The organism is Limihaloglobus sulfuriphilus, from assembly GCF_001999965.1.
Taxonomy (GTDB): Bacteria; Planctomycetota; Phycisphaerae; order Sedimentisphaerales; family Sedimentisphaeraceae; genus Limihaloglobus; species Limihaloglobus sulfuriphilus.
Map to the genome: position 1 here is coordinate 3229819 of NZ_CP019646.1, position 25496 is coordinate 3255314.

Here is a 25496-nt window from a genome sequence, read left to right on the forward strand (position 1 = left end):
TAACAAACCTCCTATATAAAGTTAAAGCCGCCCGTAAAAAGGCGGCTTTTTCTGTTTTATCCAAAAACCTAACACTCTGGGAATATGTCTATTTAATATTTAGCTTGAGAAAAACGCCAAAATCCATATAAAAGGCATCTGAAAACAGGTAACAGGGGTGTTTTTCCGGGGACACTCTTTAAAATATTTTGCCCTCCGGTCCGAAAGTCGGCCGCGGGGTGCTTATCTTGAGGTTATAATTGAGTATCGGTAAATTCGAAATATTATGCAAAGACGCTAAAAGCAATGCCCGCAAGGGTTTATTGACAACCGGCCACGGAGATATCCGCACGCCGGTGTTTATGCCCGTCGGCACTCGCGGCTCGGTTAAGGGGCTTACTCCCGAGATGGTCAAAGATATCGGCTCTCAGATAATTCTTGCCAATACGTATCACATGTATCTGCGGCCGGGGATTGATGTTGTCGAGCAGCTCGGCGGCCTCCACAAACTCATGGCGTGGGACGCTCCGATACTCACTGACAGCGGCGGCTATCAGGTGTTTTCACTGAGCACGCTAAACCGGATCGGCGATGACGGCGTGGAGTTTGCCAGCCATATCGACGGACAGCGGATATACCTCGATCCGGCGATTGCCACGGATGCCCAGAACCGGCTTGGAGCTGATATCATCATGGCGTTCGATGAGTGTGCGCCGTATCCGTGTGAGCGTGAGCGGCTTGTCAGCGCGACAGAGAGGAGCATCCGCTGGGCTAAAATATGCAAAGACAGCCACAAAAATGACTTACAGCTTCTGTTTGCCATTGTCCAGGGCGGGATTGACCTTGAATTACGCTCGTATTGTGCCGACAAACTCGTTGAAATCGGCTTTCCCGGGTATGCTATGGGCGGGCTGAGTGTCGGCGAGGGCTTTGACAATATGATACGTACAACCGCGCACACGGTGCGGCACCTGCCGGAGGATAAACCGCGGTATTTGATGGGCGTTGGTATGCCGGCAGACCTTATCGCCGGCGTGAGGGAGGGGATTGACATGTTCGATTGTGTTCTGCCGACGCGAAACGGCCGCAACGCCTCGGCGTTTACCGAGGAAGGTCCGATAAAACTGCGGAACAGCGTCTATACCACGGATATCAGGCCGCTCGAGGAGGGGTGCGGCTGTTACTGCTGCCGAAATTTCAGCCGCGGCACGCTTCGCCACTTCTTTAATGTGGGGGAAATGCTCGGCCCGACACTGGTTTCTATACATAATATAACTTTTTTACAAAGAATTATGGACAAAATACATAAAAATATAGACAATAACACGTTTTCAGAATGGTCTGAAGAAAAGCTGAAAAAATATGCCGCGTGCGGATATGTCAGATAGGCGGCAGCGTAGAGCAAATTCACGAATTTGCTCAGTTTAAAAAGTTAATAGCTAAAAGTAATCAAATAGACATGATTAACAAGATTTGGATTTACCATGAAGAGCATGAAGGACATGAAGAAAGGATATAATACAAACTTCAATTTCTTCAATAACTTCATGGTTAATAAAAAATTAATAGTTATGTAGGGCAAGCGTCCCCGCTTGCCGTTTCAATGTCAACCGAGGACGGTTGAGCTACTTAGTAAGAGTACACGCTTTAACGTGCAAAACACCCCGTCTTTCGGGCACCCCTCTGTGAGAGGGTAATTTGATTTGTGTCGGGCTGGAAGCCCGACCTACGATGAGTTAAAAAGTTAATAGCTAAAAGTAATCAGATAGACATGATTTACAGGATTTGAATTTACCATGAAGAGCATGAAGGACATGAAGAAAAGATATAATACAAACTTCAATTTCTTCAATAACTTTATGGTAAAAAAAAATTAATCTTGTCTATCTTGTAAATCCTGTCTAATAATTTTAAAAGTTACGATTTATGTAGGGCAAGCGTCCCCGCTTGCCGTTTTAATGTCAACCGAGGACGGTTGACCTACTTAGTAAGAGTACACGCTTTAGCGTGCAAAAACCCCGTCTTTCGGGCACCTCTCTAAAGAGGGGAATTTAATTTGTGTCGGGCTGGAAGCCCGACCTACGATGAGTTTAAAAGTTAAGTGTTATAGATTCCCGTTAAATCGGGATGGTTTTAAAAATAATTATACAGTATAGTATTTGCAATTTGCGATATAAGAAATAAGAATAGTTTAAATACAGAGGATTTTTAAAGATGACAGAAATTTATAGTTTGATATCAGCAGCGATACTCGCCGAAGAAGGCGATGTAGTAACAGCAGAGGTTGCCGGCGAGGCACAAAACCAGGTAAGCGCCGCGGCCAACGGTTCACCCCAGGGTGACGTTGAGTCTCAGGGCACACCTGAGCAGAAGCCGTTTAACCCGATGTCTCTGGCACTTCCGGTTCTGCTTTTTGTGGTTATGTACTTCATTCTGTTCCGCGGCCCGCGTAAACAGCAGAAAGAACAGCAGAAGATGCGAAGCAGTCTTGCCAAGAACGACCGTGTTGTTACAATCGGCGGCATGTACGGGATTATCCTTGATATAACCGATGATGAGGTAACCCTGAAAGTTGATGAGTCAAACAATACCAAAATCAAGATGGCCAAAGCGGCTATCTCCAGGAAGGTATAACCGCTGCGAGGCCGAGCAGGCTTAACAGTGTTTACACAGATGAAATCTAAAAGCTGCCTCCGGTTGAGTTTATCTTAAACCCGGCTTTTAGCAGTATATTACTCTAATTACGGAATATGTTATGAAAACAAATGATGCTTGGAAGAGAATACTTATTATAGCCGTAGTGATCCTTGCGGTATTGATGGTTTATCCGCCCCGTGAAAAGCTCAAGCCCGGTCTTGACCTTGCCGGCGGCTCATCGCTGGTGTATCAGATCGATACGGAAGGCATGAGCAAGAGCGAGATCAACGGCCTTGCCGCGAACATGGTGCCTATCATAAGCCGCCGTATCGATCCCAACGGCGTTTCCAACCTTATTATCCGCCCGCAGGGCGATACGCGTATCGAGATACAGCTTCCGCTGGCATCCGAGGCGACTCGTAAACTTCGCCAGGATTACCGCGAGGCGGTAGATGCGCTGGAAAGCGGAAATATCAATATAGCCTCTGTTATACGGGCTCTGCGCGAAACACCGGAAAAGAGGGCGCAGATGCTTGCCGAGCTTGGCAACACAGATGAGAAGAAGGCCGTTCTCGATGAGCTCGCCGCCGCGTACGACGCACGTGAAGCGGCACGCGAAGAACGCGACCAGGCAGACGCCCGGAAAAGTGAAATCGCCGGTAAGCTCGCCGAGCTTAATGTTAATGAGCGTGTTCTCGAGTATAGACTTACAAGCTGGGTTGAGATGGAAGCCGATGAGCTTTCCGAGGCGATTGATAAGTTCGTCAACCCCGAAGGCGAGGAAGCCGAGCTCACAGAGGAGCAGAAGGCCCAGAACGCCCAGAAGAAAAACCTCATTCTCTCATATATGTCTGCGCACGAGAAGTGGGCAGATGCCGTTAACTCGCTCACAGGCGAAAACGGCCTCAACACTACCTTTGACCAGGCGGTTTCCAAAATAGCCGACCTGAATATCAACGTCGAGGCTTTCGAAAAGAAAATAGAAACTGCAAGCCGCAACGAACATATTGCCGAACTCAAAGAACGTTTTCCTGCACGCAGCGACGAGATCGACAATTTTATCGAAAAGTTCGATGTCTATAAAAACGTTCGCGGCAGGCTTGATGATCCCGAAGACCTCAAGAGAATGCTCCGCGGTGCCGGTGTTCTTGAGTTCCGGATTCTTCCCTACCCCGGCGACGGCACACTCGCAGAATATCAGGCGAAGTCGTATATCGATCAGCTCCAGAAACAGGGCCCGAAACTTGCTTCAGATGATAAGTTCGCCTGGTTCAGGATCGAGGACTATAACAACTGGAACAATCAGGGAGCAGTTTTATCACAGTTTGCCGATGAATGGTATGTGCTGGCCAGCAATGACCCCGATGAAACTATGCTCAAGGGTGCCGGCGGCGGCTGGAAACTCGCCAAAGCCAAGGCCGATACTGACCAGTACGGACGGCGCGCTATCGGATTCATGTTTAACGAATCAGGCGCAAACCTGTTCTACAAACTCACATCAAACAATATTGACCGTGCCCTGTGTATCCTGCTTGATGACACTGCCATCTCTGCCCCGAATATCCAGTCGGGTATCCGCTCGCAGGGTATCATTACCGGCAGTTTCTCGCAGACCGAGCAGAGCGACATGGTAAACAAGCTCAACGCAGGCTCACTGCCGGCGCGTCTGAGCGAGGCTCCCATATCAGAGAAGACCATCGGTGCCACCATCGGTGAAGAATACCGCGACCAGGGTATCAAGGCGGGGCTTATCGGCCTTGTTGCCGTTGCCGCGTTCATGATCGTTTACTACATGGCAGGCGGTATTGTAGCTTCTGTGGCGCTGGTTCTAAACATCCTGTTTATCCTGGCTGTAATGGCCTTTTCACGTGCGACGTTTACCCTGCCGGGTATCGCCGGTCTTATCCTGACTATGGGTATGGCGGTTGACGCGAACGTGCTTATCTTCGAGCGTATCCGTGAAGAGCTTAAATCCGGCACTTCGCTGAAAATGTCGATAGCCAACGGTTACCAGAAGGCATTCAGGACAATTCTCGATGCCAACGCGACGACGTTTATAACAGCTCTTATCCTTTATCTGGTTGCATCCGAAGAGATCAAGGGCTTCGCAATCGTGCTTATGTACGGTATCATATCGAGTATGTTTACCGCACTCTTTGTTACTCGCGTAATCTTCAACTGGATGATGGCTTCCGGTATGATAAAAGACTCGATTAAGATGCTTACGATTCTCCGCAATCCTTCCGTCAACTGGATGGGGCTTCGCAAGGTGTTCTTTGTTATTTCCGCGGTTCTGGTTATCGGCGGGCTTACGGTTTTCTTCACCCGCGACAACACACGCAGCAATAAATACGATATTGAGTTTACCGGCGGTACAAGCCTCCAGATCAATCTGGTAGAAGATGCCGGGCTTGACCGTGTTGATGTCGAAAAGATGGTACGCCAAAAAGGCGAAGAGATCGGCAGCAGCGGGCTGATGAGTGCCAGGGTCTATACCGTAGGCGAGAGCGGCAATCAGTTTGAGGTCAACACGATCGAAACAAACAAGACGTATATAGATGTCAAATTCTCTGATGCCTCGATGACCGCCGACATGGCGGCAGCTAAAATCAACGAGACTATCAAAAATGAGCAGCTTACTATTCTCAATGTTGATGTGGTTTCACGTGAGGACGGCGCCCTGCGTATTTATACCAGCCAGATACCCAAATCTGAAATGAACACGCTGATAGCTGATACTTTTGAAGGCGTTGAATACGCCGCGGGCGAGCCGCAGGTAGAGCAGATTGTGAACGAAGCGGTTATTGACACCTTCGGTGATCTGCTCAAACGCCAGAGAGACCTGAGCCCTGAGATTGTCAAGGCGCAGATTATAGATGATGCTCTCGTAGAGGACAAACCCGAGCTGGCGCAGTTTTTCAGCGGTCTGCTGATTGAGTGCAAACTTGACAAGCAGGTCAGCGGCAAAGAACTCGCCGCCAGGTTCAACAGCCTCCGGTTCAAGTCAAATGTTGACGAGATGGCGTGGTATCAGTACGACCTGCTCAACACAGACGCAACTCCAATCACTGATGAGAGCATGTTAGATTCGTTCTATTATATCAGTGTTCATCCGGATGCGGGTTACCGTGAGCTTGACGAAAACGAGCTGACAAGCTATATCTCCGGCGAAAAAGAAAAAGTCATCGCCGCCGCTTCCATGGAAAGCTCGCTTCCCAGAGTTACCCAGTTCAACCCGTCTATCGGTGCCGAGGCCAAGACAAAAGCCCTCATAGCGATTATCCTTTCGCTGCTGGCGATTATCGGTTATATCTGGATCCGTTTTGGCGAGGCACGTTTTGGTTTCGCGGCTATCGCGGCGCTTGTGCATGACGTTTGCATCACCCTTGGTGCGGTCACTGCCTGTACCTATATCGCCGAGACACCGCTGGGTGCGGCTCTTGGTATTCGCGATTTCAAGATCGACCTGCAGATGATCGCGGCGTTCTTGACAATCATCGGTTACTCGCTCAACGATACGATTGTTGTTTTCGACCGTATCCGTGAGCAGAGAGGGCGCAGAGGCATTATCCGCGCCAACCTCATAAGCGATAGTATCAACATGACAATTTCCCGTACTCTGCTTACATCGCTGACCACTCTGCTTGTTGTGGTTATCATGTACATCGGCGGCGGTGTCGGGCTTCGCGGATTTACCTTCGCGATGATGGTTGGTATCATTGTCGGTACTTACTCGTCAATAGCTATCGCGGCACCGATTCTGCTGCTGGGCAATACTTCGAAAACACCTGAAAAGAATTCCAAATAACAGCAGTTACACAGAATTGATTTTCCAAAGGCACTCCGTGTAAAATCGGGGTGCCTTTTTTTTAACGTTTCAGTTTTCTCGTGTTATTTTCCGGCTATAACGCCGCACTCATGCCGGCGAGTCTGCCCGTAGAGAATGCGATCTGCAGGTTGAAGCCGCCGCACGGGCCGTCTATGTCGATGACTTCGCCGCACAGGTAAAGACCCGGGCAGAGCTTTGACTCCATAGTCTTTGGGTCTATCTGATCGTTTGCCGCGCCGCCGCGTGTGACGGTCGCAATTTTAAGCGGGCGTGTGCCGGTGATGGTCAGCTCAAGCGATTTGAGCAGCGATACTGTTCTTCGCCGCTGCGCCTTTGGCAGAACAGCTGCCTGAGTTCTGGGGTTGATGCCGGCAAGGTCAGCTATCACGTTGCCAAGCGAGCGGGGAACGTATTCACGCATCAGGCTGTAGAAATTTGATTTCGGGTTAGCTGTTATGCTTGCGGCAAATCTCTCGCCCAGCTCTTCGATATTCAGATCCGGCATAAGGTCTATAAACGCCTCGACGGGTGATTGTTCCAGCAGCGGCAGTATTTCGCGGCTGAAATTGAGAACTGCCGGGCCGCCGATGCCGGTATCAGTGAAGACCAGCCCGCCGGTAACGGGATGTTTTTTTGTTTGACGGCAGGAGATTGAAACCGCAGGCAGCGAAACCCCTGCCAGCCTGCTGACCCAGTTTTCTTTGACTTCCAGCGGAACCAGGCACGCTCTTGGCTCGGCTATTCTATGTCCCAGGCTCGCGGCAAGCGCATAGCCGTCTCCGGTGCTGCCGGTCTGCGGCCATGATGCCCCGCCGGCGGCGATTATCAACTTTCGGCAGGTGTAAGTGTCTTTGCCGCAGATAAGGCTGAAATGCTCATCTGATTTTTCAACGGCTTCGACTCTGCGTCCGTAAACCATGGAGGTTCCGCTGCGCCTGTTTTCCTCGAGCAGAGCCTCCAGAAGTTCATACGCCCTTTCGCCGGAGAGAAAAACGCAGTTGCTCTCCAGTACCTTTGTCTCAACACCCCGCTGTGTGAGAAACTCCATCAGTGCACGCGGCGGGAACGAATATATTGAATGACGCAGGAAGCGGTCATACGGTCTGCATCTGCGGAGAAACTCCTGCGGCTCAAGAATGTTTGTAACGTTGCACCTTCCGCCGCCGGTAACCAGAAGTTTTCGACCCATAGAAGTATTTTTTTCAATGAGAGCGGTTTTTAGTCCACTCTCTGCCGCCGCTGCCGCCGCCATAAGCCCTGACGCTCCGCCGCCGATTACGCAAACATCATAATTATTAAAAGGCACAATAAGCCCTTTCTGTTATAGCCGTGATTTATTTTTCATACCGGTATTTACTTTTTGTCCTTGCCTTTAACAGGTGATGCCGCAATTCGCACGAAGTGGTTGAGCCTGTTAAGTGTCGGCCTTTGCAGCAGCATCAAAACCTGTGCCGTGGGTGTTTCTCCGGCAACGCGAAAACCCTTGCGAATGGAATGAGGGACAATCATCATCAGACTGCTCAAAATAAACAGCATCTGGTAATGGTTCATCCCCAGCGGCAGAACATCCGGCTGCAGGCCGCCTGTAAGCGTGAGAAAGAAACCGCCCAGCAGAGGCGCTACAGCTATCGAGAACGTCATAAATATATTTATGATAACAATCATTCCCTGTTTGTCCTCCGGCACCGCACTTAGCATATAACGAGTCTGGGCGATTCCGTTTCCGTGGTGGAATATACTGCGTGCGGCAACAGCAAACATGATGAAGATAAAAGATGCCGTGCTGTTGCCTATGAATATCCACGCCAGCAGTGAAACGCCGACACCCAGATGCGAGATGCTCAGCAGTGCGCGGTTGCCGTAGCTGTCGGCGATTCTGCCCCAGAAACGAAGGCTCAATATCGCTCCGGCACTTATAGTAGCAGTAACGGCGATCACATGCGCATCGCTGTAGCCGAGCTGTTTCATGTATTTTATCTGAAACGCTGATGATATAAACACCGCGAGGTTGTAGCTTACAATATACACCAGAAAACGCCGTATCCTGCCGGACTTGAGCGTCTCCATGAATCTGCGGCGTATAGAGGGTTTTTCGCTGTCGGGCAGTGGAGGTGCTTCATTCATGTTTTTAAGAAACAGAACTGAGTACAGCATAATTAAACAGCTAAAGAGCAGAACAAAACCAATCCGCGTAAAACCGGCATCCTTGCCGAGAATGAACATCAGTGCCAGGTTAGCAGTCAGTGCCGCGATCTGCCATTTTGTTCTAAGCGAAGCAAAAAAACTGCCGCGTATCCGCGGCGGTACGTTGTCCTGAAGTATGGGGAACCAGCCTGAGCTGCCGATGCCGCTGAAGATGGAACGCAAAAGAAGTATCGGTATGATTGCCGCCAGGATAAGCCCGTAATGAAGTCTTGAGGCAGAGGCGAGAAATGCCAGAAGAGCAAACCCAAGAGAGATAACAAGGCTTATAGTCCGGCAGATTATCAGGCATTTTATCTTGCCGTATTTTTCGATAATCTTTATGCCGAAGATACCGAAAAGACCGGCTGACCACAATATGAAATTTATCAGCCCCAAATAAAATTCACTGCAGCCAAGTTTTATCGCAAACAGCTGAAACGGCGGACCCATCAGGCAAACATTACCGGTTGTCATAAAGATAGAAACCAGGTAAGCCATACGAATTGTATCACGCCGTTTCGCGGGGCTGAGTCTCTCGGTGTTATTTTTCTTCGGTTCCGGCATTCTGCTTGTCCATATATATTGTCTGGGACGGGAACGCGAATTCTATCCCTGCGCTTCTGAACCGGCGCATTATTTCCAGGTTCACTTGATGATGGACTTCCATCGCCAGCCAGTAATCCGCGGGGCTCACCCAGTAGCTTATAAAGATATTCAGCGCCCAGTTGCCGAACGAGTTGAAATAAACCCTCGGGCCGCGGTTTTCAGGGTCTTCGTTGACCTCGGGTATTTCCAGGAGCAATTCTTTTATAATATTAACCGCTTTTTCTGCCCCTTCCGGCCCGCTGCCGTAGGTGATAGTCAGTGTGTCAGTGCGGCGGATCGCCGGCCTTTGGGATATGTTTTCGATATAGGCGTTTGTGATCACCGAGTTGGGTACGGTAACCAGATGTCCAAAAACTGTTCTTATCCGGGTACTGCGAAAGCCCACCTCTTCGATTGTGCCGGTAAACTCGCCGACCTTTATAAACTCACCGATATGGAAAGGTCTGTCGGCAAATATATTTACCGAGCCGAACAGGTTGGCAATAGTATCCTTTGCCGCCAGGGCGATTGCCATACCGCCGATGCCTGCACTGACCAGAAGGCCTTTGATGTTTTCAGCTCCGAAGATCACCTCGGCGATTATCAGAATTGCTATTATCGAGATAACAACACGAAGTGATTTGCGGACAATCGGCACCAGCATGTCGTCGAGCCGGTTGTCTGTTCTGCCGGCGAATTTCTTCATATAGTATTCAACTATATCAACCAGATGAAACAGGGCGTACGAGACAGCAATGGCAAAGACTCCCCGTATGACGTTGTCGGCGAATGCCGCGAGATTATCCGGCATGATTACAACCAGCCGGCAGTATTTAAGACCCGCCGCTATCATGATAACGTTGGCAGGTTTTGCCAGGGAGTTCATGGCTACACTTACAAGGCCGTGGCGGTTGTTTTCTTCGCGTTTTTTCGCGGCTCTGCTTAGGCAGTACTGAATAGTTTTGCCCGCAGCGAAGAAGGCAAGAAGCCCGATAAACATTATTATAAAACGCAGCAGTGTGTTCTCTCCTACGATTTTTAGATTAAGCGTTTCAATGATTCCCGATTCGGCGAGTATTGTCATTTTAAAATCCTTTTATTGGTCAAGCTGTTCAAGTATTGTGTCCAGTTTTATGTGTTCTTTTACCAGGTCGCGGGTGAGCGATATTTTTTTCGCGTCTGAAGCCCTTATTTTAAACAGAAGCCCCTTCATACGTGAGCTGACAGTGTATGTATCCTGCGGTGTCCAAAGCACGGGGACTGTGCTGCTTTTTATCAGCTCCATGATAGGCTTATCCGGCTTGAACCCGCCGGTAAGGATAATACCGCCGCTGCTGAATTTTTCTTCGTAGTCGCGCAGATGGCAAAGCGTCAGCGAGAGCAGAATGTTGTCGATTCTGTCACCAGGAGTGATGATTAAACTGTTTTCTTTGATGTAGTGAAGCGCGTTCTGGGGTTCCATCGCGGCAACAACAATATTATTTATTTCGTTTGTCAGATGTTTGCGGCCGCTGAGCACCTCATAGTCGAACTCCTCTACAATCTGGCCGAGTGTGTATGCCTGCAGAGCTTTGCTGTAGGGGATTGCGCCTAAGAGCTGTGTACCGATATTTTTAAATCCCTTGGCGGCAAAATGGCATATCTTCTCATATTTTTCCGGCAGCACCTTGTTCAATATAACCCCGAGCACCTCAACATTGTTCTCTTTGAAAAGCGAGAGGTTGAGTGCTATCTCATCGATTGGTTTGCCGATCCCGCCTGGAGCTACCATGATAACCTTGGAATTTGTAAGCTGCGCGACGCGTGCGTTGGAAAGCCCGAAACAGCTGCCCACCCCCGCATGGCCGGTACCCTCGACAAGTACAGGGTCATATTTTGCCTCGAGACGTGAGAAGGATTTCATAATCCTGTCCTCAAGCGGACGGACATCCGGGTTTTCGATGAATGTACGTGTGAAATTCCTCTCTATCGCGATCGGGCTAAGGTCTTTAGGGTTTTGTACGCTCAGACCAAGGGCCTCGCAGAAAACTACTGCGTCCTCGTCGAGATTTTCGCCGCAATACTTTACGTACCGCTGCCCGACAGGTTTGATATAACCGACCTTGTAGCCTTTCTCTATGAGGCATTGAAGTGTTCCAAGGGTAACGCTGGTCTTGCCGCAATCCTGTAATGTTGCAGCGATATATAATGGCTTCATTTGTATAACCTCTTGTAAACGTTGTTTATATAAGATGATTAGATTACCACCCGCCGACGGAAAGTCAAGGCTCAACCGAAGATAAACATCATCCGGAGCCGTCCGGATGCGCATCTGGATACCGCTTTTGAAGCTGTTCTGCGTAAAAACCCTGAGAAACGCATGTCCCGAAGTGCATCGGGATGTCTCTACGCGGGTGTTTTGCTATGAGCTGTATTCGTGTACGGCCTCGAACATAGCGACGATGTTTTCCGGCGGCACCTCGGGCAGTATATTGTGGACCGTGTTAAAGACGAATCCGCCGCCGGGGGAGAGTATCTCAATACGCTGCCGTACATGGTCTTTGACCTCTTGCGGCGAGGCAGTGTTGAGAATGCTTCGCGTATCGCAGCCGCCGCCCCAGAATGTGATATCTCTGCCGAATTCCTTTTTGAGCTTTAGCGGATCCATGTCGGCGCAGTTGGTCTGTATCGGGTTGAACACGTCGTAGCCTGCCTCAATCATGTCCGGCATTAGCTGGTAGATTGAGCCGCAGCTGTGTATGTAGGTTTTCATCCGGCTGTTTTTGTGGACGTATTCGTTGAGCCGCGTATGGTGCGGCTTGAACAGCTCGCGGTATATCTGCGGCGACATGAACGGCCCCGAATCCATGCCCAGGTCATCGCCGAACCGCAGAATATCCGCCACGTCGCCGACTGCCTGGCAGACCTTTTCCAGTGTTGTAAGATGAATCTCCATAAGGGCTTCGAGGAGTGCCTTAACCTGTTCCTGTTGGACAAATACATCCATCAGGAAATTGTCCATCCGCCTCAGAAACGTTCCCCATTCGAACAGGTTACAGCCGCAAACAACCACCAGTGCCCGGTCTGTGCTTTGGCGCAGGTTTATTGTCCGCTCACGAAGCTGCTTCCAGAAATCCGCCTCGCCGGCATGATCCCACGGGCTGTGTGCCAGAGCCGCCCAGAGTATTTTGCCCATCTCGCGGCTGAGGCCTTCAAAATTATCCGGATACCCGTCAATATAGGGAAAGTACGTCTGGTCGAAAAATGTTCCTCCGGCGGGCATACGTGCGATCGGTTTGCCGCCGACATAGGCCAGATATGAGCCGTCCGGTTGTTTTTCAGGTTTGAACCACGCGGGATATTGCGCCTTTTGTCCGTCTGCCATGGTTGTATCGTGCCAGTCAGTGCCGCGGTCGTTGAACGAGCGGCCGATATCAACCGCGTCTATCCCGAAGGTGTCAAGTATTACCTCTTCGGGCTGTGCCAGCTGTTGCACAACGTCGTATATTCTTGTATTGCCGGTGTTTATGTTCAGGTGTTTTTTCAGGTTTGTGTATGCAATCGCCGATATTCCCGAGCTTGGTGTCGCCCCCATATCAATCGGAATCCTGTCCGGCTCCTGGTGGTTTATCGCCGCGAGTACCCTCTGCCGTGAGTTCATTTGTTCTCCTTTTTTCTCTTATGGTCAATTAAAAATGATGCTTCAGGCAATTTAATTATACATAAATCGAAGCAAAAATCATCATCATTTTTCATTTACCCAGCGACCTGTATGCGTTCGTGTGTACCATTTTGGGGAGTGCGGCGGGAAACGTCATCGCGCACTTTTAAAATGTTTTATTCCGCCGTAGAGACGTATTGCATACGTCTCTCAATATTTTTGTGGCTTATAGTTTCGATCTGCCCTAAATTCCTATTAGGGGGTTGTTTGTGTGCAGAGATACGCAAGCATTGCGTCTCTACGGGAATTGGGCAATAAATAATAATTGTACACCTTTCCAGCTCACCCGCAGGCTTGACTGCCGGGAAATAGTTGTTATGATAAATTCTGCAACTCCAAAATGATGAATAACTGCTCCAATATAATTATGACGGATAATCTGAAACAATACGATCTTACCCCGCTGGCGAAAGCCTGCCGAAAGGCCGCGTCGTTTGATCTTTTCAAATGCAGCAGCGGAAATATGTCCTGGCGCATCGACGATTCACACATGGCAGTAACCGCAACTCGCAGTTGGCTTGGCGAGCTGACAGCCGAACAGGTAGCCCTGTGCAGGCTTATTGACGGAGAAACCCTCAATAAGGTGAAGCCGACGGTAGAGGCGCGTTTTCATTTGGGAATACTTCGCTGCCGGCCGGAAATGAATGTTGTTTTGCATTTTCAGAGCAGATACGCCACGGCGGTTGCCTGCGGCGATTCCTCGTCGTATAACTTCAATGTTATACCGGAGATACCTTATTATATAGGCAAAATCGGCATCGTCCCGTTTCTGCCGCCGGGCAGCCCGGAGCTTGCCGAGGCGGTCATTGAACAAATGAAAACGCATAATCTGGCTGTGATGAGAAACCACGGGCTTGTTACCGTTGCCGAAAATTTCAACATGGCGATACAGAACGCGGTTTTCTTTGAGCTGGCGTGTTCGGTGTTGTTGACCCAGCCCAATCCCGTTTATATCGATGATTCATGGGTTTAACACCGGCACCGGAAATCACACACGTATATCAAACTTTAAAACTGCGGGAAAAAATCTGACAAATTATTTTAATGTTGTATAATATAGACGTACTGTTGCCCGGCGGCTCTAAGAGCAGAATACAAATTTTGACGAACCGTTCGAAAGCCGGCAGCGTAAAACAAAAGTTTAAGAAACAAAATTAAGTTTAAGAAATTACTATAACAGGAGTTAAATATGTTTAGAAATAACAGGTCAATGGGCGGAATGTTTCGCAGTTCAAATCCGGCGATGAACGAGAGTGTCTTTGACCGTGTCGGCCGCTCGTCGTCGGCATCAACGGATGTGATGACCATAAACGGCAGTATTACCAAAACGGCGATACTGCTGGCAATAGCCTTTATTACCGCGGCGTTTGCCTGGGACCGCTTTTACCCGGCGGATTCCGCGCAGTCGGGCTTTGGGCTTCTGATTATCTGCCTTATTGCCTCGATCGTGGCGGCGATGGTAACGATTTTCAAGCCGACGGCCGCCCCCATAATCGCTCCGATATACGCGGCGTTCGAGGGGGTCTTGCTGGGAATAATATCAGCGATGTATGCCTCGAGTGCCTCTTCTGTCGATCCGCAGACCGGCCAGCAAAGCGCTTTTGGCCCGGGGATCGTGATAAACGCGATAATGCTGACCTTCGGCGTGTTGGCGTGTATGCTCATCGCTTACCGTTCGGGCTTGATACGGGCGACGGAAAAATTCAAAATAGGTGTGGTCGCCGCAACAGGTGCCATCGCATTAGTTTATTTGGCGTCGATAGTTATGGGTTTCTTCGGCGCATCTATCCCGATGATTCACTCCTCTGGTCCGATCGGTATCGGGTTCAGCCTGATAGTTGTAATTATCGCGTCTTTGAACTTGATACTGGATTTTGACTTCATCGAGCGCGGTGCGGATTACGGAGCTCCTAAATATATGGAATGGTACGGCGCGTTCGGGCTTATGGTAACGCTTGTATGGCTGTATCTGGAAATATTGCGGCTGCTTTCAAAGCTCAACCGCAGATAACAGGAGAGACCGCTGTTTAGTTCAATCGCCAAAATACTTGTAACAGCAGGGGTTATGCTGATTGCTGCGGGTTTGATATTCTACCTGCTTAGCAAATTCGGCTTCACCCGTATGCCCGGGGACATCTCGGCAGAGGGCAAAAACTGGAAGTTTTACTTCCCCCTGGGAACATGCATACTCATATCGGTTGTTCTTACTCTGCTGTTGTGGCTGATTAACTATTTTTTACGTAAGTGATTGCCTGGCAACCCTGTAGAGACGCATTGCATGCGTCTCTCTGTGCTCTTCATGGTAAATTTAAATCTTAAATTGAGAGAATTCGTGAATTCTCTCTACTTGGGGGTGCGATCAGTTAATATATACAAAAGCCGGCAGTGAAAAGTTTTATGCTTCGCTGCCGGCTTTCTTTATGGGAAGTCTTACAAGATATTTTGTTTTTTACAGTCCCAGCTCTTTTGCCAGGCCGCCGCCGTAGGCCTTGTCGGCTCTTGAGAAATGGTCAACAATCTTCTGCTGGATTTCTTTTGGCACCTTCTTGAGACTGCCGCAGATATTCTTGATTAGCCTTTGCTGCTGCTCCGGCGTCATTAGTCTGAAGAGGTTGCCCGGCTGGATATAGTCATCCGCTACGCCGCGTTTCTGGTCATACCTGTCGGCATCGCCGGAGATTTTGAGCGGGGGTTCTGCAAACGCAGAATCAGCTTTTGGCCCGCCGAACGAGTTCGGCTCGTAGTTGACCGATGAGCCGCCGTTTCCGTCAAACCGCATCGCGCCGTCGCGCTCGTAGTTGTGAACGGGGCATTTGGGGCGGTTTACCGGCAGGCTCTCATAGTTGGCGCCGAGACGGTAACGGTGGGCGTCGGAGTAAGATATGATCCTGGCCTGGAGCATTTTGCACGGCGAAAAAGATATCCCCGGCACAACATTTCCCGGCGAGAAGGCCGCCTGCTCAATCTCGGCGAAGTAGTTCTCGGGATTGCGGTTAAGCTCTAACTGCCCGACCTCGATCAGCGGATAGTCGCCGTGGGGCCATACCTTTGTCAGGTCGAAGGGGTTCCAGCGGTAGTTCTCCGCGTCGGTTTCCGGCATTATCTGCACGTAAAACGTCCAGCTTGGGAACTTTCCGTCTTTTATCATGTGGAAAAGCTCGGATGTATGGTAATCGGGATCAACGCCGGCGATCTTGTCCGCCTCGTCCTGCATAAAGCACTCGATGCCCTGGTTGGTCTTGAAGTGGAACTTGACCCAGAACCGCTCATTTCTCGCGTTGATAAAGCTGTAGGTATGGCTTCCGTAGCCGTTCATAAAGGGGATGCCTTTGGGTATGCCGCGGTCAGAGAACAGGATTGTTACCTGATGCAACGCCTCGGGTACCTGCGACCAGAAATCCCACTGCATGGTGTCGTTTTTGGCGTTTGTCTGGGGATCGCGTTTCTGTGTATGGATAAAATCGGGGAATTTTATGGCATCACGAACAAAGAAAACCGGCGTGTTGTTGCCGACCATGTCCCAGTTGCCTTCTTCGGTATAAAACTTTAGAGCAAAGCCTCTTACGTCACGGACGGTATCCGCCGAGCCCTTTTCGCCGGCGACGGTTGAAAACCTGCCGACCATATCGGTTTTTTTGCCGATTTCGGAGAAAATCTTCGCTTTGGTGTATTTTGTTATGTCATGTGTTACGGTGAACGTTCCGAACGCTCCGGCGGCTTTGGCATGTACAATCCGCTCTGGAATGCGTTCTCTGTTGAAGTGGGCGAGTTTATTGAACAGGAAATGGTCCTGCATCAGCGTTGGGCCTCTTTCGCCTGCTGTTAGAGAATTCTGGTTATCGGGAACGGGGATTCCCACGGCGGAAGTGAGTTTTGGTTCTTTCATGTTACACCCTGTATTAACTTTGTTTCTATAATTCCATAGACTATACCAGAGTATTATAGTTATTTAAGGCAAAATTGCAACAGAAATCGCGGCAAATCTTCAACTTGTTTTTATTTGACAGGGCGGCTCTTGAGGCTATAATCAAAGGCTTGTTTGCGCTGGTGTAATGCGCATAAATACCGTTCGGGCAATATAAATTGTTTGCCTGTATTGGTTTAGATTTATTGTCGCCCTGGATCTGCTGTTTCACGGCATTTTCGGGAGAGGTAATTATAAAGTTATTATATTATGTAATTAGCGGAGATAAGCTTAAATGGGTAACTTAAGAAACATGCTTCCGGCAGCACTTGTGCTGTTTATTACAATCGCCCCCTCAATGGCTGAGCTGGAAAGCGACTGGAATGATTTCCTTCACTATACCGCGATAGGAAAGTTTGAACTGGCAAAGGGTTATGCCGACACTATCCTTGGCTCGGATCCTGATCCGGTGGCTCTTTTGGCTCTGACCGAAGAAAACCCCCGGGCGTATTCACTGCTGCTCAATATCTACAACAATAATGACCAGCTGAAGGACACCGCCGGCGAGCTTATCGACCTGATCGAAAAGGGCCGCTACATGCGGCGGATTGACCCGGAGATCATCAGGCAGGAAATCGCCCGTCTCAGTACAACCATCCGCGGACGCATGAAGGCCGAAGGGCGGCTCAAAAACGCCGGCGAATACGCCGTGCCGTTTCTGCTCGATGAGCTTGGTAAAAACGTTGACCAGGATCCGTTCGCTTTTATCGCCGGCGCAATGGCCAAGATGGACAATGATGCGTGCAGGCCGCTGCAGACAGCTTTGCAGATGAGCGATCCGGCTGTAAAAGCCGAAGTCGTAAGAGCTTTGGGCAAAATCGGTTATGAGCAGTCTCTGCCGTATCTGAAATATGTTTATGAGACAGAAGAGCTTGGCGATATCAGGGAGCTGGCCGGCAGAAGCATCGAGAGTATTTCAGCTTCAGCGATGAAGGTTCCCGCGGCAGAGCTGTTTTACGGTCTTGCCGAGCGGTACTTCTATCACAATGAATCACTGCGTCCTTCGAGTGACTATGATATAGCCAACATCTGGTTCTGGAATGAGGATCAGGGGCGTATCGTCCGCGAAGAGGTGTCGAAGGAATACTTTATGGAGCTTATGGCGATGAGGTGCTGCGAATGGGCGCTCAAAGCCGACCCGGAAACGGGCAAGGCGATCTCGCTCTGGCTCAACTCGTTTTTCCGGGTAGAGAAAACCGGCCTGGAACTGCCCAAATATTTCGGCGATAACCACCCTGACGCCTCTACCTATGCCCGTACCTGCGGGCCGGAATACCTGCACCAGGCACTTTCCCGCTCTCTCAAGGACAACGACGCTTACACAGCGCTTGGACTGATAGAGGCACTGGTAACAAACGCCGGAGAGGCATCGCTGCTTTACCGGATTGGAACAGAACAGCCGCTGGTTACAGCGCTTAGCTTTGATGATATAAAGGTTCGCTACAGCTCTGCGATCGCAATCGGCAACGCCAAGCCAGGTAAGAATTTCGAAGGCAGCAGCCTTATAATTGAGAATCTCTCCCAGGCATTGCTCGGCGAGCCGGTTGAAGGACTCGACGCCGATGCCGCCAATGAATACGCCTACCGCGCAATGGCGGTCCTGACCGGACTGGCAGTGAGCGAAAATGAGCTGATAGATATCTCCAAAGCCCAGCAGCCTCTTGAGCGGATTCTAAGCCGCGAAGATGATGTTCTTCGTGTGCAGGCTGCCAATGTGCTTGCATATCTTGAGGCCGGCTCAGCCCAGCAGGCGATCGCGGCAGCGGCGCTTGATGAAAACCTCGCTCTCGAGGTTCGCGTTGAGCTGTTCTCGGCATTGAGCGATTCGGCAAAGATGAACGGCTGCTCGCTCGACGATAAAACTATTGATACCATATACCAGATGAGCGGTTCTAACGAGATCGAGCCCGCACTGCGATCAGCGGCTGCGGCGGCTTTCGGCTCGCTGAACCTGCCAAGCAGCAAGGTAAAAGACCTGCTGCTTGACCAGGCCGTCAGCTAAGCCGCGATTGCTGGGATACCGGATAAAAAGGCTGCAAAGTGGACAAGGATACCGGAGCGAAACAACAAGATGACCGAGATGAAGGCCAGATGGCAAAATGGTTTACTATCGGTATCGAGTTTACTCTTGTAGTAGTCGCGGGTGCGGCGATCGGGTATCTGCTGGATATGGTTTTTAACTCCCTGCCGGGGTTTATGATAATGGGATTTTTCGCCGGCTTTGCCCGGATGATATATGTGATCCTGCTTCGGGCGGGTTATTTTGACCGGGACTCGAAAAAATGAAACTAAAAGCGGCAGCACTGATTTTGAAAGCATTGATACTGCTTATCTGCTGGCGGGCGAGTGAGCTGCTTTTTGAAGGTAAATACAGCAGAGAATGCGCAGCAGCAGTTTTTATAGTTGCCGCGGCGATGGCCTCGACTACAGTAACTGCTGCTGTTTTCGATAAAAAAAATACTCAACTGGCCGCTATGGCGGAGCTTTTTATAAATTTAACCGTAAGGTTTGTTATAGTTGCAGGCGGTGTGGTTGTGAGTTTTAGTGTAATGGAACTGCATAAGGGCGTGTTTGTGCTCTGGCTTCTCGGCTTATATCTTTTTATGCTTATAACTGACAGCACCAGACTGTACAAAAAACACCGCCGCGGAGAAGTTTTCCATAAAGACTTTTTTGAAATTCGAGGCTCGAACGGGAATTGATGTCTGTTTAGAGTTTTTATAATAAAAGTGATAGATTTAATGTAACTGGATAAAATCCAGGTGATGATATGTTTATCCTGGCAAATACAAATCCGCTCGAAGAGCTGACAAGTAAGCCGCTTTTCGAGATATTTGGAATAACCTTTACAAACCACATGTTTGTGGTTGCCCTTGCCGCGGCACTGCTGGGCATAGCGATACCGCTTAGTATGCGTTCGAGTTTGCTGGTGCGGTCGGGCCCGGGCAACATGATAGAGGCTATCTGCGTGTTCCTGCGCGATGATGTGGTAAAACCGTTCCTTGGAAAGCATACCGACCGATATATCCCCGTGCTCTGGACGCTGTTCTTCTTTATACTGACGCTGAACCTGCTTGGTATGGTGCCGCTGGATAAATTTTTCACTCTGGCAAGCGGTCATACAAGCCATTGGGGCGGCTCGCCGACGGCGAATATATGGGTAACCGGTTCGCTGGCGTTTTTCTCTTTTGTGCTGTTCCACGCCGCGGGAATGTATGAAAACGGGCCGTGGAACTACATAAAAAACTTCACGCCCAAGGTGCCGATGCCGCTGATGCCGTTTATATTTTTTATAGAGCTTATCAGCTCATTTGTCAGGATGTTCTCCTTGTCGATTCGTCTTTTCGCCAATATAATGGCAGGGCATATAATGCTCGGGACGATAATGGGGTTTATATTCCTGTTCCAGAACATGGCGGCGGCGACCGCGTCGATCGCCTTTGTAGTGGCGCTGAGTATGCTTGAGCTCTTTGTTGCCTTTGTGCAGTCGTATATATTTGTGTTCCTGACGACAATATTTATCAGTTTCGCAGTACATCAGGAGCATTGAGAATTAAGAATTAAGAATTAAGAATTAGGAATTAAGAATGAAGAATTGAATGGACATAATTTACAAGATTGACAAGAAGGTAAAAATTCAATGGAATCTGTCCACTTGAATTTAAAAGTTAAGATTTAAGTAGGGCAAGCGTCCCCGCTTGCCGTTTTAATGTCAACCGAGGACGGTTGACCTGCTTTGTGTCGGGCTGGAAGCCCAACCTGTGAAAATAATCAGCGAGAATCTGCGTAATCAGCGGATTTTCTGATTCCTGATTATTTAAAAGATAACTGTGGGGGATAAATCATGAACAATGGACCAAAACAATTTAATAAAAAACGGCTAAAAGGTATAATAATGCCCTTTGTGGTGCTCGTTATGGGAGTGATGCTGGTGCTTGGCATGGGTATGCTCCGTTCAGCGTTGAGCGCCCGTATCATAGCCAATATCTACACATCTCGTGCTATGGCGACGATGGCGGCGGATTCTGCGCTGGACCTGGCGATGTCGATGTCGTACCATATCAGAGATACAAGGGATACGGACCTGCTCGAGGATGACGATGGCACGACCGCCGGTCTCTTTGATAACTACCGGCCGGGCTGGGGAGAGCCGTCTGTTGCAGCCGCGGGCATAACCGGTTTCTTGCAAATTTCGAACGCGGCATGGCTGGGAATCGGCGTGCCAGAGCCATTTCCGATGCTCGAAGGTGTACAGGGCTGGACTTACAGCTCCGATACATTCACGCTGAGAAACAGCAGTAAACCCGCCTCGTACAGTTTCCAGATCAAAACAGATAAGAATTTCACACAGTTTGAGCTGGCGGCCTCGGGCAGGTGCGCCAATGAGACAAAAGACATCCATGCTCTGCTGGTGCCTCGCGGGCCGTGGTTTGGTATCGGCACAAAAAATGGGTTTATACTCCACGTTCATACGAGCCTGGGAACAGTGCCGTCCAATGCGAAGATGGTTATGGCTACAAATTCAATCGTTAAAAATAGTGTGGAATTGAAAAACGGCGTGGTTGTACCCGGCGATATCGTGGTCGGGCCGGGCGCAAACCCCGATGAGGTTGTGTCTTTAAAGCATGGTGCGGGCGTAACGGGCACAATCAGCACCAACTATGAGAAGATAGAGTTTCCCGATGTAGTTGCTCCGGTTCTGCCAAACAGGTCATGGCCTAAAACAAAAGGAAACAGTAACGAAATCGTTATTGATTCCAGTGGTGCTTATCCTGGTATCAAGACCAAAAACAGTGACGTTATACGCATAGAGGGTGATGTTGAAATGGTCATTGACGGCGATTTCAGCCTCGGCAACGGCTCAGAAGTAAGAATATCAAACGGTTCCTCGCTTCGATTGTATTGCACGTCCAAATTTGAGGCGAAAAATGGTTCCGGAATAATAAATGAAAATTATTCTTCCGGCGGTTCAGATGAGTCGATTGTAAACGCGGCCAAAAGTTTTAAACTTTTCGGTACTCCATCCTGCAGCATCGTCAATCTCAAAAACAGCAGCGAGCTTGTAGGTTCGGTTTATGCCCCTGATGCCCTGCTTTTGCTGCATAATAGTGCTGATTTTTACGGCGCTTTGCTTGGCGGGCTTATGGTAGATATCAGAAACTCCGGCACGTTCTATTATGTTGACGGACTGTATGAGCCCGACGATGAATCGGTCGCGAGCTTGAAGCTCAAACCCGGAACGTGGTGGGAACGGTGAGAATTAGGAATTAGGAATTAGGAATTAGGAATTAGGAATTAGGAATTAGGAATTAGGAATTAGGAATTAGGAATTAGGAATTAAGAATTGAATGGACATGATTTACAAGATTGACAAGAAGTTTAAAAATTCAATGCGATCCTGTAAATCTTGTAAATCGTGTCTAATATAGTTTAATAGTTATGAGCGAAGCGAATTCCACAATTCCTAATTCCTAATTCTTCATTCTTCATTCTTCATTAAAAAAAATAGAATAATTTAATCGAGGTACAAAATGTTAAATATGTTATCGACAATACCGATGATGACAGCCGTTATTAACATCGAGCTTAATGACAAGGGCCTTGGTATGCTTGCCGGTCTTATTGCCTGCGGGCTCATAGTGATCGGTGCCGGCAAAGGCATCGGCAATCTTGCCGGCAAGGCAACCGAGGCTATCTCCCGCCAGCCCGAAGCCGGCGGCAGAATCTTCACGGCGATGCTGGTCGCGGCGTCGTTTATCGAAGGTATAGCCCTGTTCGCGCTTGTGATCTGTCTGGTAGCGATACTGTTTGGATAATTGCGATGTCACGTTTTAAACGCCTGACAATATCAGCCATTCTGATTGCCTGCACAGCCATAGCAGCTGCCGCGGAGCCTGCTGCGCACGAAGCGGGTGAGGCCGGCGGTAAGGTAAACCTGTTTTCCGGAACCATCGCCGAGTCGATCTGGACTCTGGTGAGCTTTGGGATCCTGGTTTTTGTCCTGTACAAGCTGGCCTGGGGCCCGCTGCTGGGCTCACTGAAAAAGCGTGAGGAGAAAATAGCCTGCGATATATCCTCTGCCGAGCACACCAGAGCAGAGGCACAAAAGGTTCTCGAGGAATACCGGCAGAAACTCGCCGCCGCTGACGAAGAATCCCGCCAGGCCGCGGCAAAGGCCCTCGCCCAGGCACAGGAAAAGGCCTCCGCGATGGTCGAAACCGCCAGAGAGCAGAGCTTCGAGCTGAAAAAACAGGCTCGGCAGGATATCATCAAAGCAACCGACTCGGCTCGCAGCGAGCTGGCCAGAGAAGCCGGCAGCATGGTGCTTGAGCTGGGCAGCAGTATCCTGGGCAAATCCATCTCGCAGCATGACAACCAGAAGCTCATTGATGAAGCGGTTGATATTTACGCCAGAAAAAAACAAAACAAGGCCGCCGTTTAACGATGCAGACCAGAGAGATAAATCCAGCCGCGTGTGAGTATGCCGCCGCGGCGTTTGAGCTGAGCTGTGAGAATAATTCACAGCAGAAGGACTTTGAGCAGATACTCGCCGTCAGAGAGATACTCTCTGAAAACAGCGAGTTTCAGAGCCTGCTCTGCGACCCGTTCGAGAAACCCGGCAGGCTGATAGAGTCGGCGATGCGGGTTTTTGAAAAACGCATCAGCGAAACGGTCATGGGACTTCTGGCGGTGCTGATCAAAAACAGGCGGATGAATATTATCGGCGATATCGCAGAAGAATATGAGAAACTCTTTGATAAGGATCGCGGAATAAGCCGCATAACGGTTACTCTGGCAAATGCGATTGGCGATGATGAGCTTGAAGGTTTGAAAACGCGGTTCGAAAAGGCCTGCGGCGGTGAAGTGAAACTCAAGGTGCTGATAAACCCATCGATACTGGGCGGGATTATCATCGAGCAGGACGATATACTTATCGACAACAGCGTGCGGAGTTTCCTGGCCCAGGCCGCCGAGAAGGTGAAGAACAGGTACAAATAGCAATAATCTAAACGTTGTTTTCTCAATGCTGGATAAATAATGAAACTTGATATAACAGAAATAAGCAGCCTGATAAAACAGGAGATCGCTTCATATAAACGCACTACCGACACAGCCGCCTCCGGTAAGGTTCTCGAGGTTTCCGACGGGATCGCGCGCATTTACGGGCTGCAAAACGCCATGGCAAACGAGATGCTCGAGTTTGAGGGCGGTGTCTCGGGAGAGGTGTTCAACCTCGAAACGGACAACATCGGTGCGGTTATCTACGGCGACTTCCGCGGGCTGCACGAGGGCTCAAGCGTCAAGACCACCGGCAAGGTGCTCACCGTGCCCGTATCAGAGGAGCTGCTCGGGCGTGTGATAAACCCGCTTTGCGAGCCTCTTGACGGCAAACCCGCTGCCCGGACGGATGAATACAGACTCGTCGATTCGCAGGCCTGCGGCATAGCCGACCGCCAGCCGGTAAAAGAGCCTCTGCAGACCGGCATAAAGAGCATCGATTCGATGATGCCAATCGGCCGCGGACAGAGAGAGCTGATAATCGGCGACAGGAAAACCGGAAAAACCGCTATCGCCCTCGATACGATAATCAACCAGAAAGACCAGGATGTCGTCTGTATCTATGTTGCTATCGGCCAGAAGGAATCTACCGTCGCAGAAGTGGTCGAGACGCTGAATAAAAAAGGTGCACTGCCCTATACAATAGTTATATGCGCCTCGGCTTCTGATTCGGCCCCGATGCAGTACATAGCCCCGTATGCCGGCGCGGCAATCGCCGAATACTTCATGTACAAGCACGGCAAGGCAACTCTGTGTGTCTTTGACGACCTGAGCAAACACGCCGTGGCGTACCGCCAGCTCTCGCTGCTGCTTCGCAGGCCGCCCGGGCGAGAGGCGTATCCCGGTGATATCTTCTATCTGCACAGCCGGCTTCTCGAAAGAGGCGTAAAGCTCAAAGACGAGCTCGGCGGCGGGTCGATGACGATACTGCCGATAATCGAAACACTCGAAGGGCAGGTCTCGGCGTATATCCCGACAAATATAATCTCTATCACCGACGGCCAGATATACCTCCAGAGAGATCTGTTCCTCTCCGGTATTCGTCCGGCGGTTGATGTGGGTATAAGTGTAAGCCGCGTAGGCGGAGATGCCCAGATACCGGCGATGAAAAAGGTCGCCGGCAGGCTGCGGCTTGACCTGGCGTCATTCCGTGAGCTGGAAGACTTCGCCCGTCTGGGAACAGAGCTTGACCCCGCGGCGCAGAGACAGCTTGACCGCGGCTACAGAATGGTTGAGATTCTAAAGCAGCCGCAGTTCTCGCCTATTCCCGCGCCGGAACAGGTTGCCTGCATACTTGCCGGCACATCAGGCGTGCTTGATGATATGGATTTGACACGGGTCTCAGCGTTCCTTGAGGAGATGCTGATCTGGCTGCGGCTCGAGGCGACGGAATATTTAAAAGAAATAGAAGAAACGGGCAAACTCAGCGATGAGCTTTCGAAAGAGCTGGTAGAGGCGATGACCGTTTATAAGAATGTTTTCCGGTTCTCTTTTGCCGCGGAATAGCAGGAAAGAAAAATAAACCGGCAGCAGACCCGGATTGGAAAAATAAAAGTATA

General features: G+C 49.8%; 21 protein-coding genes. 15 read left to right on the forward strand and 6 right to left on the reverse strand.

Translation table 11 applies throughout. The features are described 5' to 3' along the window. Positions 1-239 precede the first annotated feature (239 nt). The 3 genes from tgt (at position 240) to secD (ending at position 6424) form a co-directional block, all read left to right on the forward strand. Positions 240-1367, forward strand: a complete 1128-nt coding sequence (gene tgt, locus SMSP2_RS12465; RefSeq protein ID WP_146684373.1) for a tRNA guanosine(34) transglycosylase Tgt — start codon at positions 240-242, stop codon at positions 1365-1367. Between the two features lie 826 nt (positions 1368-2193). Further along, positions 2194-2613 (forward strand): preprotein translocase subunit YajC, encoded by a 420-nt coding sequence (gene yajC, locus SMSP2_RS15050; protein WP_222566353.1) that lies wholly within the window; start codon positions 2194-2196, stop codon positions 2611-2613. Positions 2614-2734: 121 nt separating this feature from the next. Beyond that, entirely contained in the window at positions 2735-6424 is a 3690-nt protein-coding gene (gene secD / locus SMSP2_RS12475; protein WP_146684374.1) for a protein translocase subunit SecD, read from the forward strand. Between the two features lie 94 nt (positions 6425-6518). On the opposite strand, the gene SMSP2_RS12480 is transcribed toward secD, so the two are convergent. The 5 genes from SMSP2_RS12480 to SMSP2_RS12500 all read right to left on the reverse strand — a co-directional run bounded on the left by SMSP2_RS12480 (position 6519) and on the right by SMSP2_RS12500 (position 12854). Next, complete coding sequence (locus SMSP2_RS12480; RefSeq protein WP_146684375.1) at positions 6519-7751, reverse strand: BaiN/RdsA family NAD(P)/FAD-dependent oxidoreductase; 1233 nt, start codon at positions 7749-7751, stop codon at positions 6519-6521. Between the two features lie 47 nt (positions 7752-7798). Further along, complete coding sequence (locus SMSP2_RS12485) at positions 7799-9193, reverse strand: MFS transporter (RefSeq protein WP_146684376.1); 1395 nt, start codon at positions 9191-9193, stop codon at positions 7799-7801. After that, a complete protein-coding gene (locus SMSP2_RS12490; protein WP_146684377.1) occupies positions 9171-10298 on the reverse strand; it encodes a mechanosensitive ion channel family protein in 1128 nt (375 codons plus the stop codon). The genes SMSP2_RS12485 and SMSP2_RS12490 overlap by 23 nt, the downstream gene beginning before the upstream one ends. A gap of 12 nt (positions 10299-10310) precedes the next feature. Further along, positions 10311-11411 (reverse strand): phosphotransacetylase family protein, encoded by a 1101-nt coding sequence (locus SMSP2_RS12495; protein ID WP_186804711.1) that lies wholly within the window; start codon positions 11409-11411, stop codon positions 10311-10313. A gap of 204 nt (positions 11412-11615) precedes the next feature. Beyond that, complete coding sequence (locus SMSP2_RS12500) at positions 11616-12854, reverse strand: uroporphyrinogen decarboxylase family protein (RefSeq protein WP_146684379.1); 1239 nt, start codon at positions 12852-12854, stop codon at positions 11616-11618. 400 nt (positions 12855-13254) lie between these two features. Here SMSP2_RS12500 and SMSP2_RS12505 point away from each other — a divergent pair, with 400 nt between their 5' ends. The 3 genes from SMSP2_RS12505 (at position 13255) to SMSP2_RS12515 (ending at position 15162) form a co-directional block, all read left to right on the forward strand. After that, positions 13255-13887 carry a class II aldolase/adducin family protein gene (locus tag SMSP2_RS12505; RefSeq protein WP_146684380.1) on the forward strand — a complete coding sequence of 211 codons (633 nt, stop codon included), beginning with the start codon at positions 13255-13257 and terminating at the stop codon, positions 13885-13887. Between the two features lie 246 nt (positions 13888-14133). Next, positions 14134-14925 (forward strand): Bax inhibitor-1/YccA family protein, encoded by a 792-nt coding sequence (locus SMSP2_RS12510; protein WP_146684927.1) that lies wholly within the window; start codon positions 14134-14136, stop codon positions 14923-14925. A 33-nt stretch (positions 14926-14958) separates the two neighbouring features. Continuing rightward, positions 14959-15162 carry a DUF2905 domain-containing protein gene (locus SMSP2_RS12515; protein WP_257787949.1) on the forward strand — a complete coding sequence of 68 codons (204 nt, stop codon included), beginning with the start codon at positions 14959-14961 and terminating at the stop codon, positions 15160-15162. A 201-nt stretch (positions 15163-15363) separates the two neighbouring features. Here SMSP2_RS12515 and SMSP2_RS12520 read toward each other — a convergent pair whose 3' ends face one another. After that, on the reverse strand, positions 15364-16800 hold the full coding sequence (locus SMSP2_RS12520; RefSeq protein ID WP_146684382.1) for a catalase: 1437 nt from the start codon (positions 16798-16800) through the stop codon (positions 15364-15366). Positions 16801-17113: 313 nt separating this feature from the next. On the opposite strand from SMSP2_RS12520, the gene SMSP2_RS12525 reads away from it, so the two are divergent. The 9 genes from SMSP2_RS12525 (at position 17114) to atpA (ending at position 25443) form a co-directional block, all read left to right on the forward strand. Beyond that, positions 17114-18880: a HEAT repeat domain-containing protein gene (locus tag SMSP2_RS12525; protein WP_146684383.1), complete on the forward strand. Its 1767-nt coding sequence runs from the start codon at positions 17114-17116 to the stop codon at positions 18878-18880. A 38-nt stretch (positions 18881-18918) separates the two neighbouring features. Further along, entirely contained in the window at positions 18919-19164 is a 246-nt protein-coding gene (locus SMSP2_RS12530) for an AtpZ/AtpI family protein (RefSeq protein WP_146684384.1), read from the forward strand. Further along, positions 19161-19580, forward strand: coding sequence for a hypothetical protein (locus SMSP2_RS12535; RefSeq protein ID WP_146684385.1), 420 nt, complete (start codon positions 19161-19163; stop codon positions 19578-19580). Before SMSP2_RS12530 ends, SMSP2_RS12535 begins: the two co-directional genes overlap by 4 nt. Before the next feature lie 68 nt (positions 19581-19648). After that, positions 19649-20428 carry a F0F1 ATP synthase subunit A gene (atpB, locus tag SMSP2_RS12540; protein WP_146684386.1) on the forward strand — a complete coding sequence of 260 codons (780 nt, stop codon included), beginning with the start codon at positions 19649-19651 and terminating at the stop codon, positions 20426-20428. Between the two features lie 294 nt (positions 20429-20722). Beyond that, positions 20723-22135 carry a DUF7305 domain-containing protein gene (locus SMSP2_RS12545; protein ID WP_146684387.1) on the forward strand — a complete coding sequence of 471 codons (1413 nt, stop codon included), beginning with the start codon at positions 20723-20725 and terminating at the stop codon, positions 22133-22135. A 304-nt stretch (positions 22136-22439) separates the two neighbouring features. Continuing rightward, the gene (atpE, locus tag SMSP2_RS12550) at positions 22440-22694 is read left to right on the forward strand and encodes an ATP synthase F0 subunit C (RefSeq protein ID WP_418287782.1); all 255 of its coding nucleotides are present in this window, start codon (positions 22440-22442) and stop codon (positions 22692-22694) included. A 5-nt stretch (positions 22695-22699) separates the two neighbouring features. Continuing rightward, complete coding sequence (atpF, locus tag SMSP2_RS12555; protein ID WP_146684388.1) at positions 22700-23320, forward strand: F0F1 ATP synthase subunit B; 621 nt, start codon at positions 22700-22702, stop codon at positions 23318-23320. Positions 23321-23322: 2 nt separating this feature from the next. Beyond that, a complete protein-coding gene (gene atpH, locus SMSP2_RS12560) occupies positions 23323-23877 on the forward strand; it encodes an ATP synthase F1 subunit delta (protein ID WP_146684389.1) in 555 nt (184 codons plus the stop codon). A 39-nt stretch (positions 23878-23916) separates the two neighbouring features. Then, the gene (atpA, locus tag SMSP2_RS12565) at positions 23917-25443 is read left to right on the forward strand and encodes a F0F1 ATP synthase subunit alpha (protein ID WP_146684390.1); all 1527 of its coding nucleotides are present in this window, start codon (positions 23917-23919) and stop codon (positions 25441-25443) included. Positions 25444-25496: the final 53 nt, after the last annotated feature.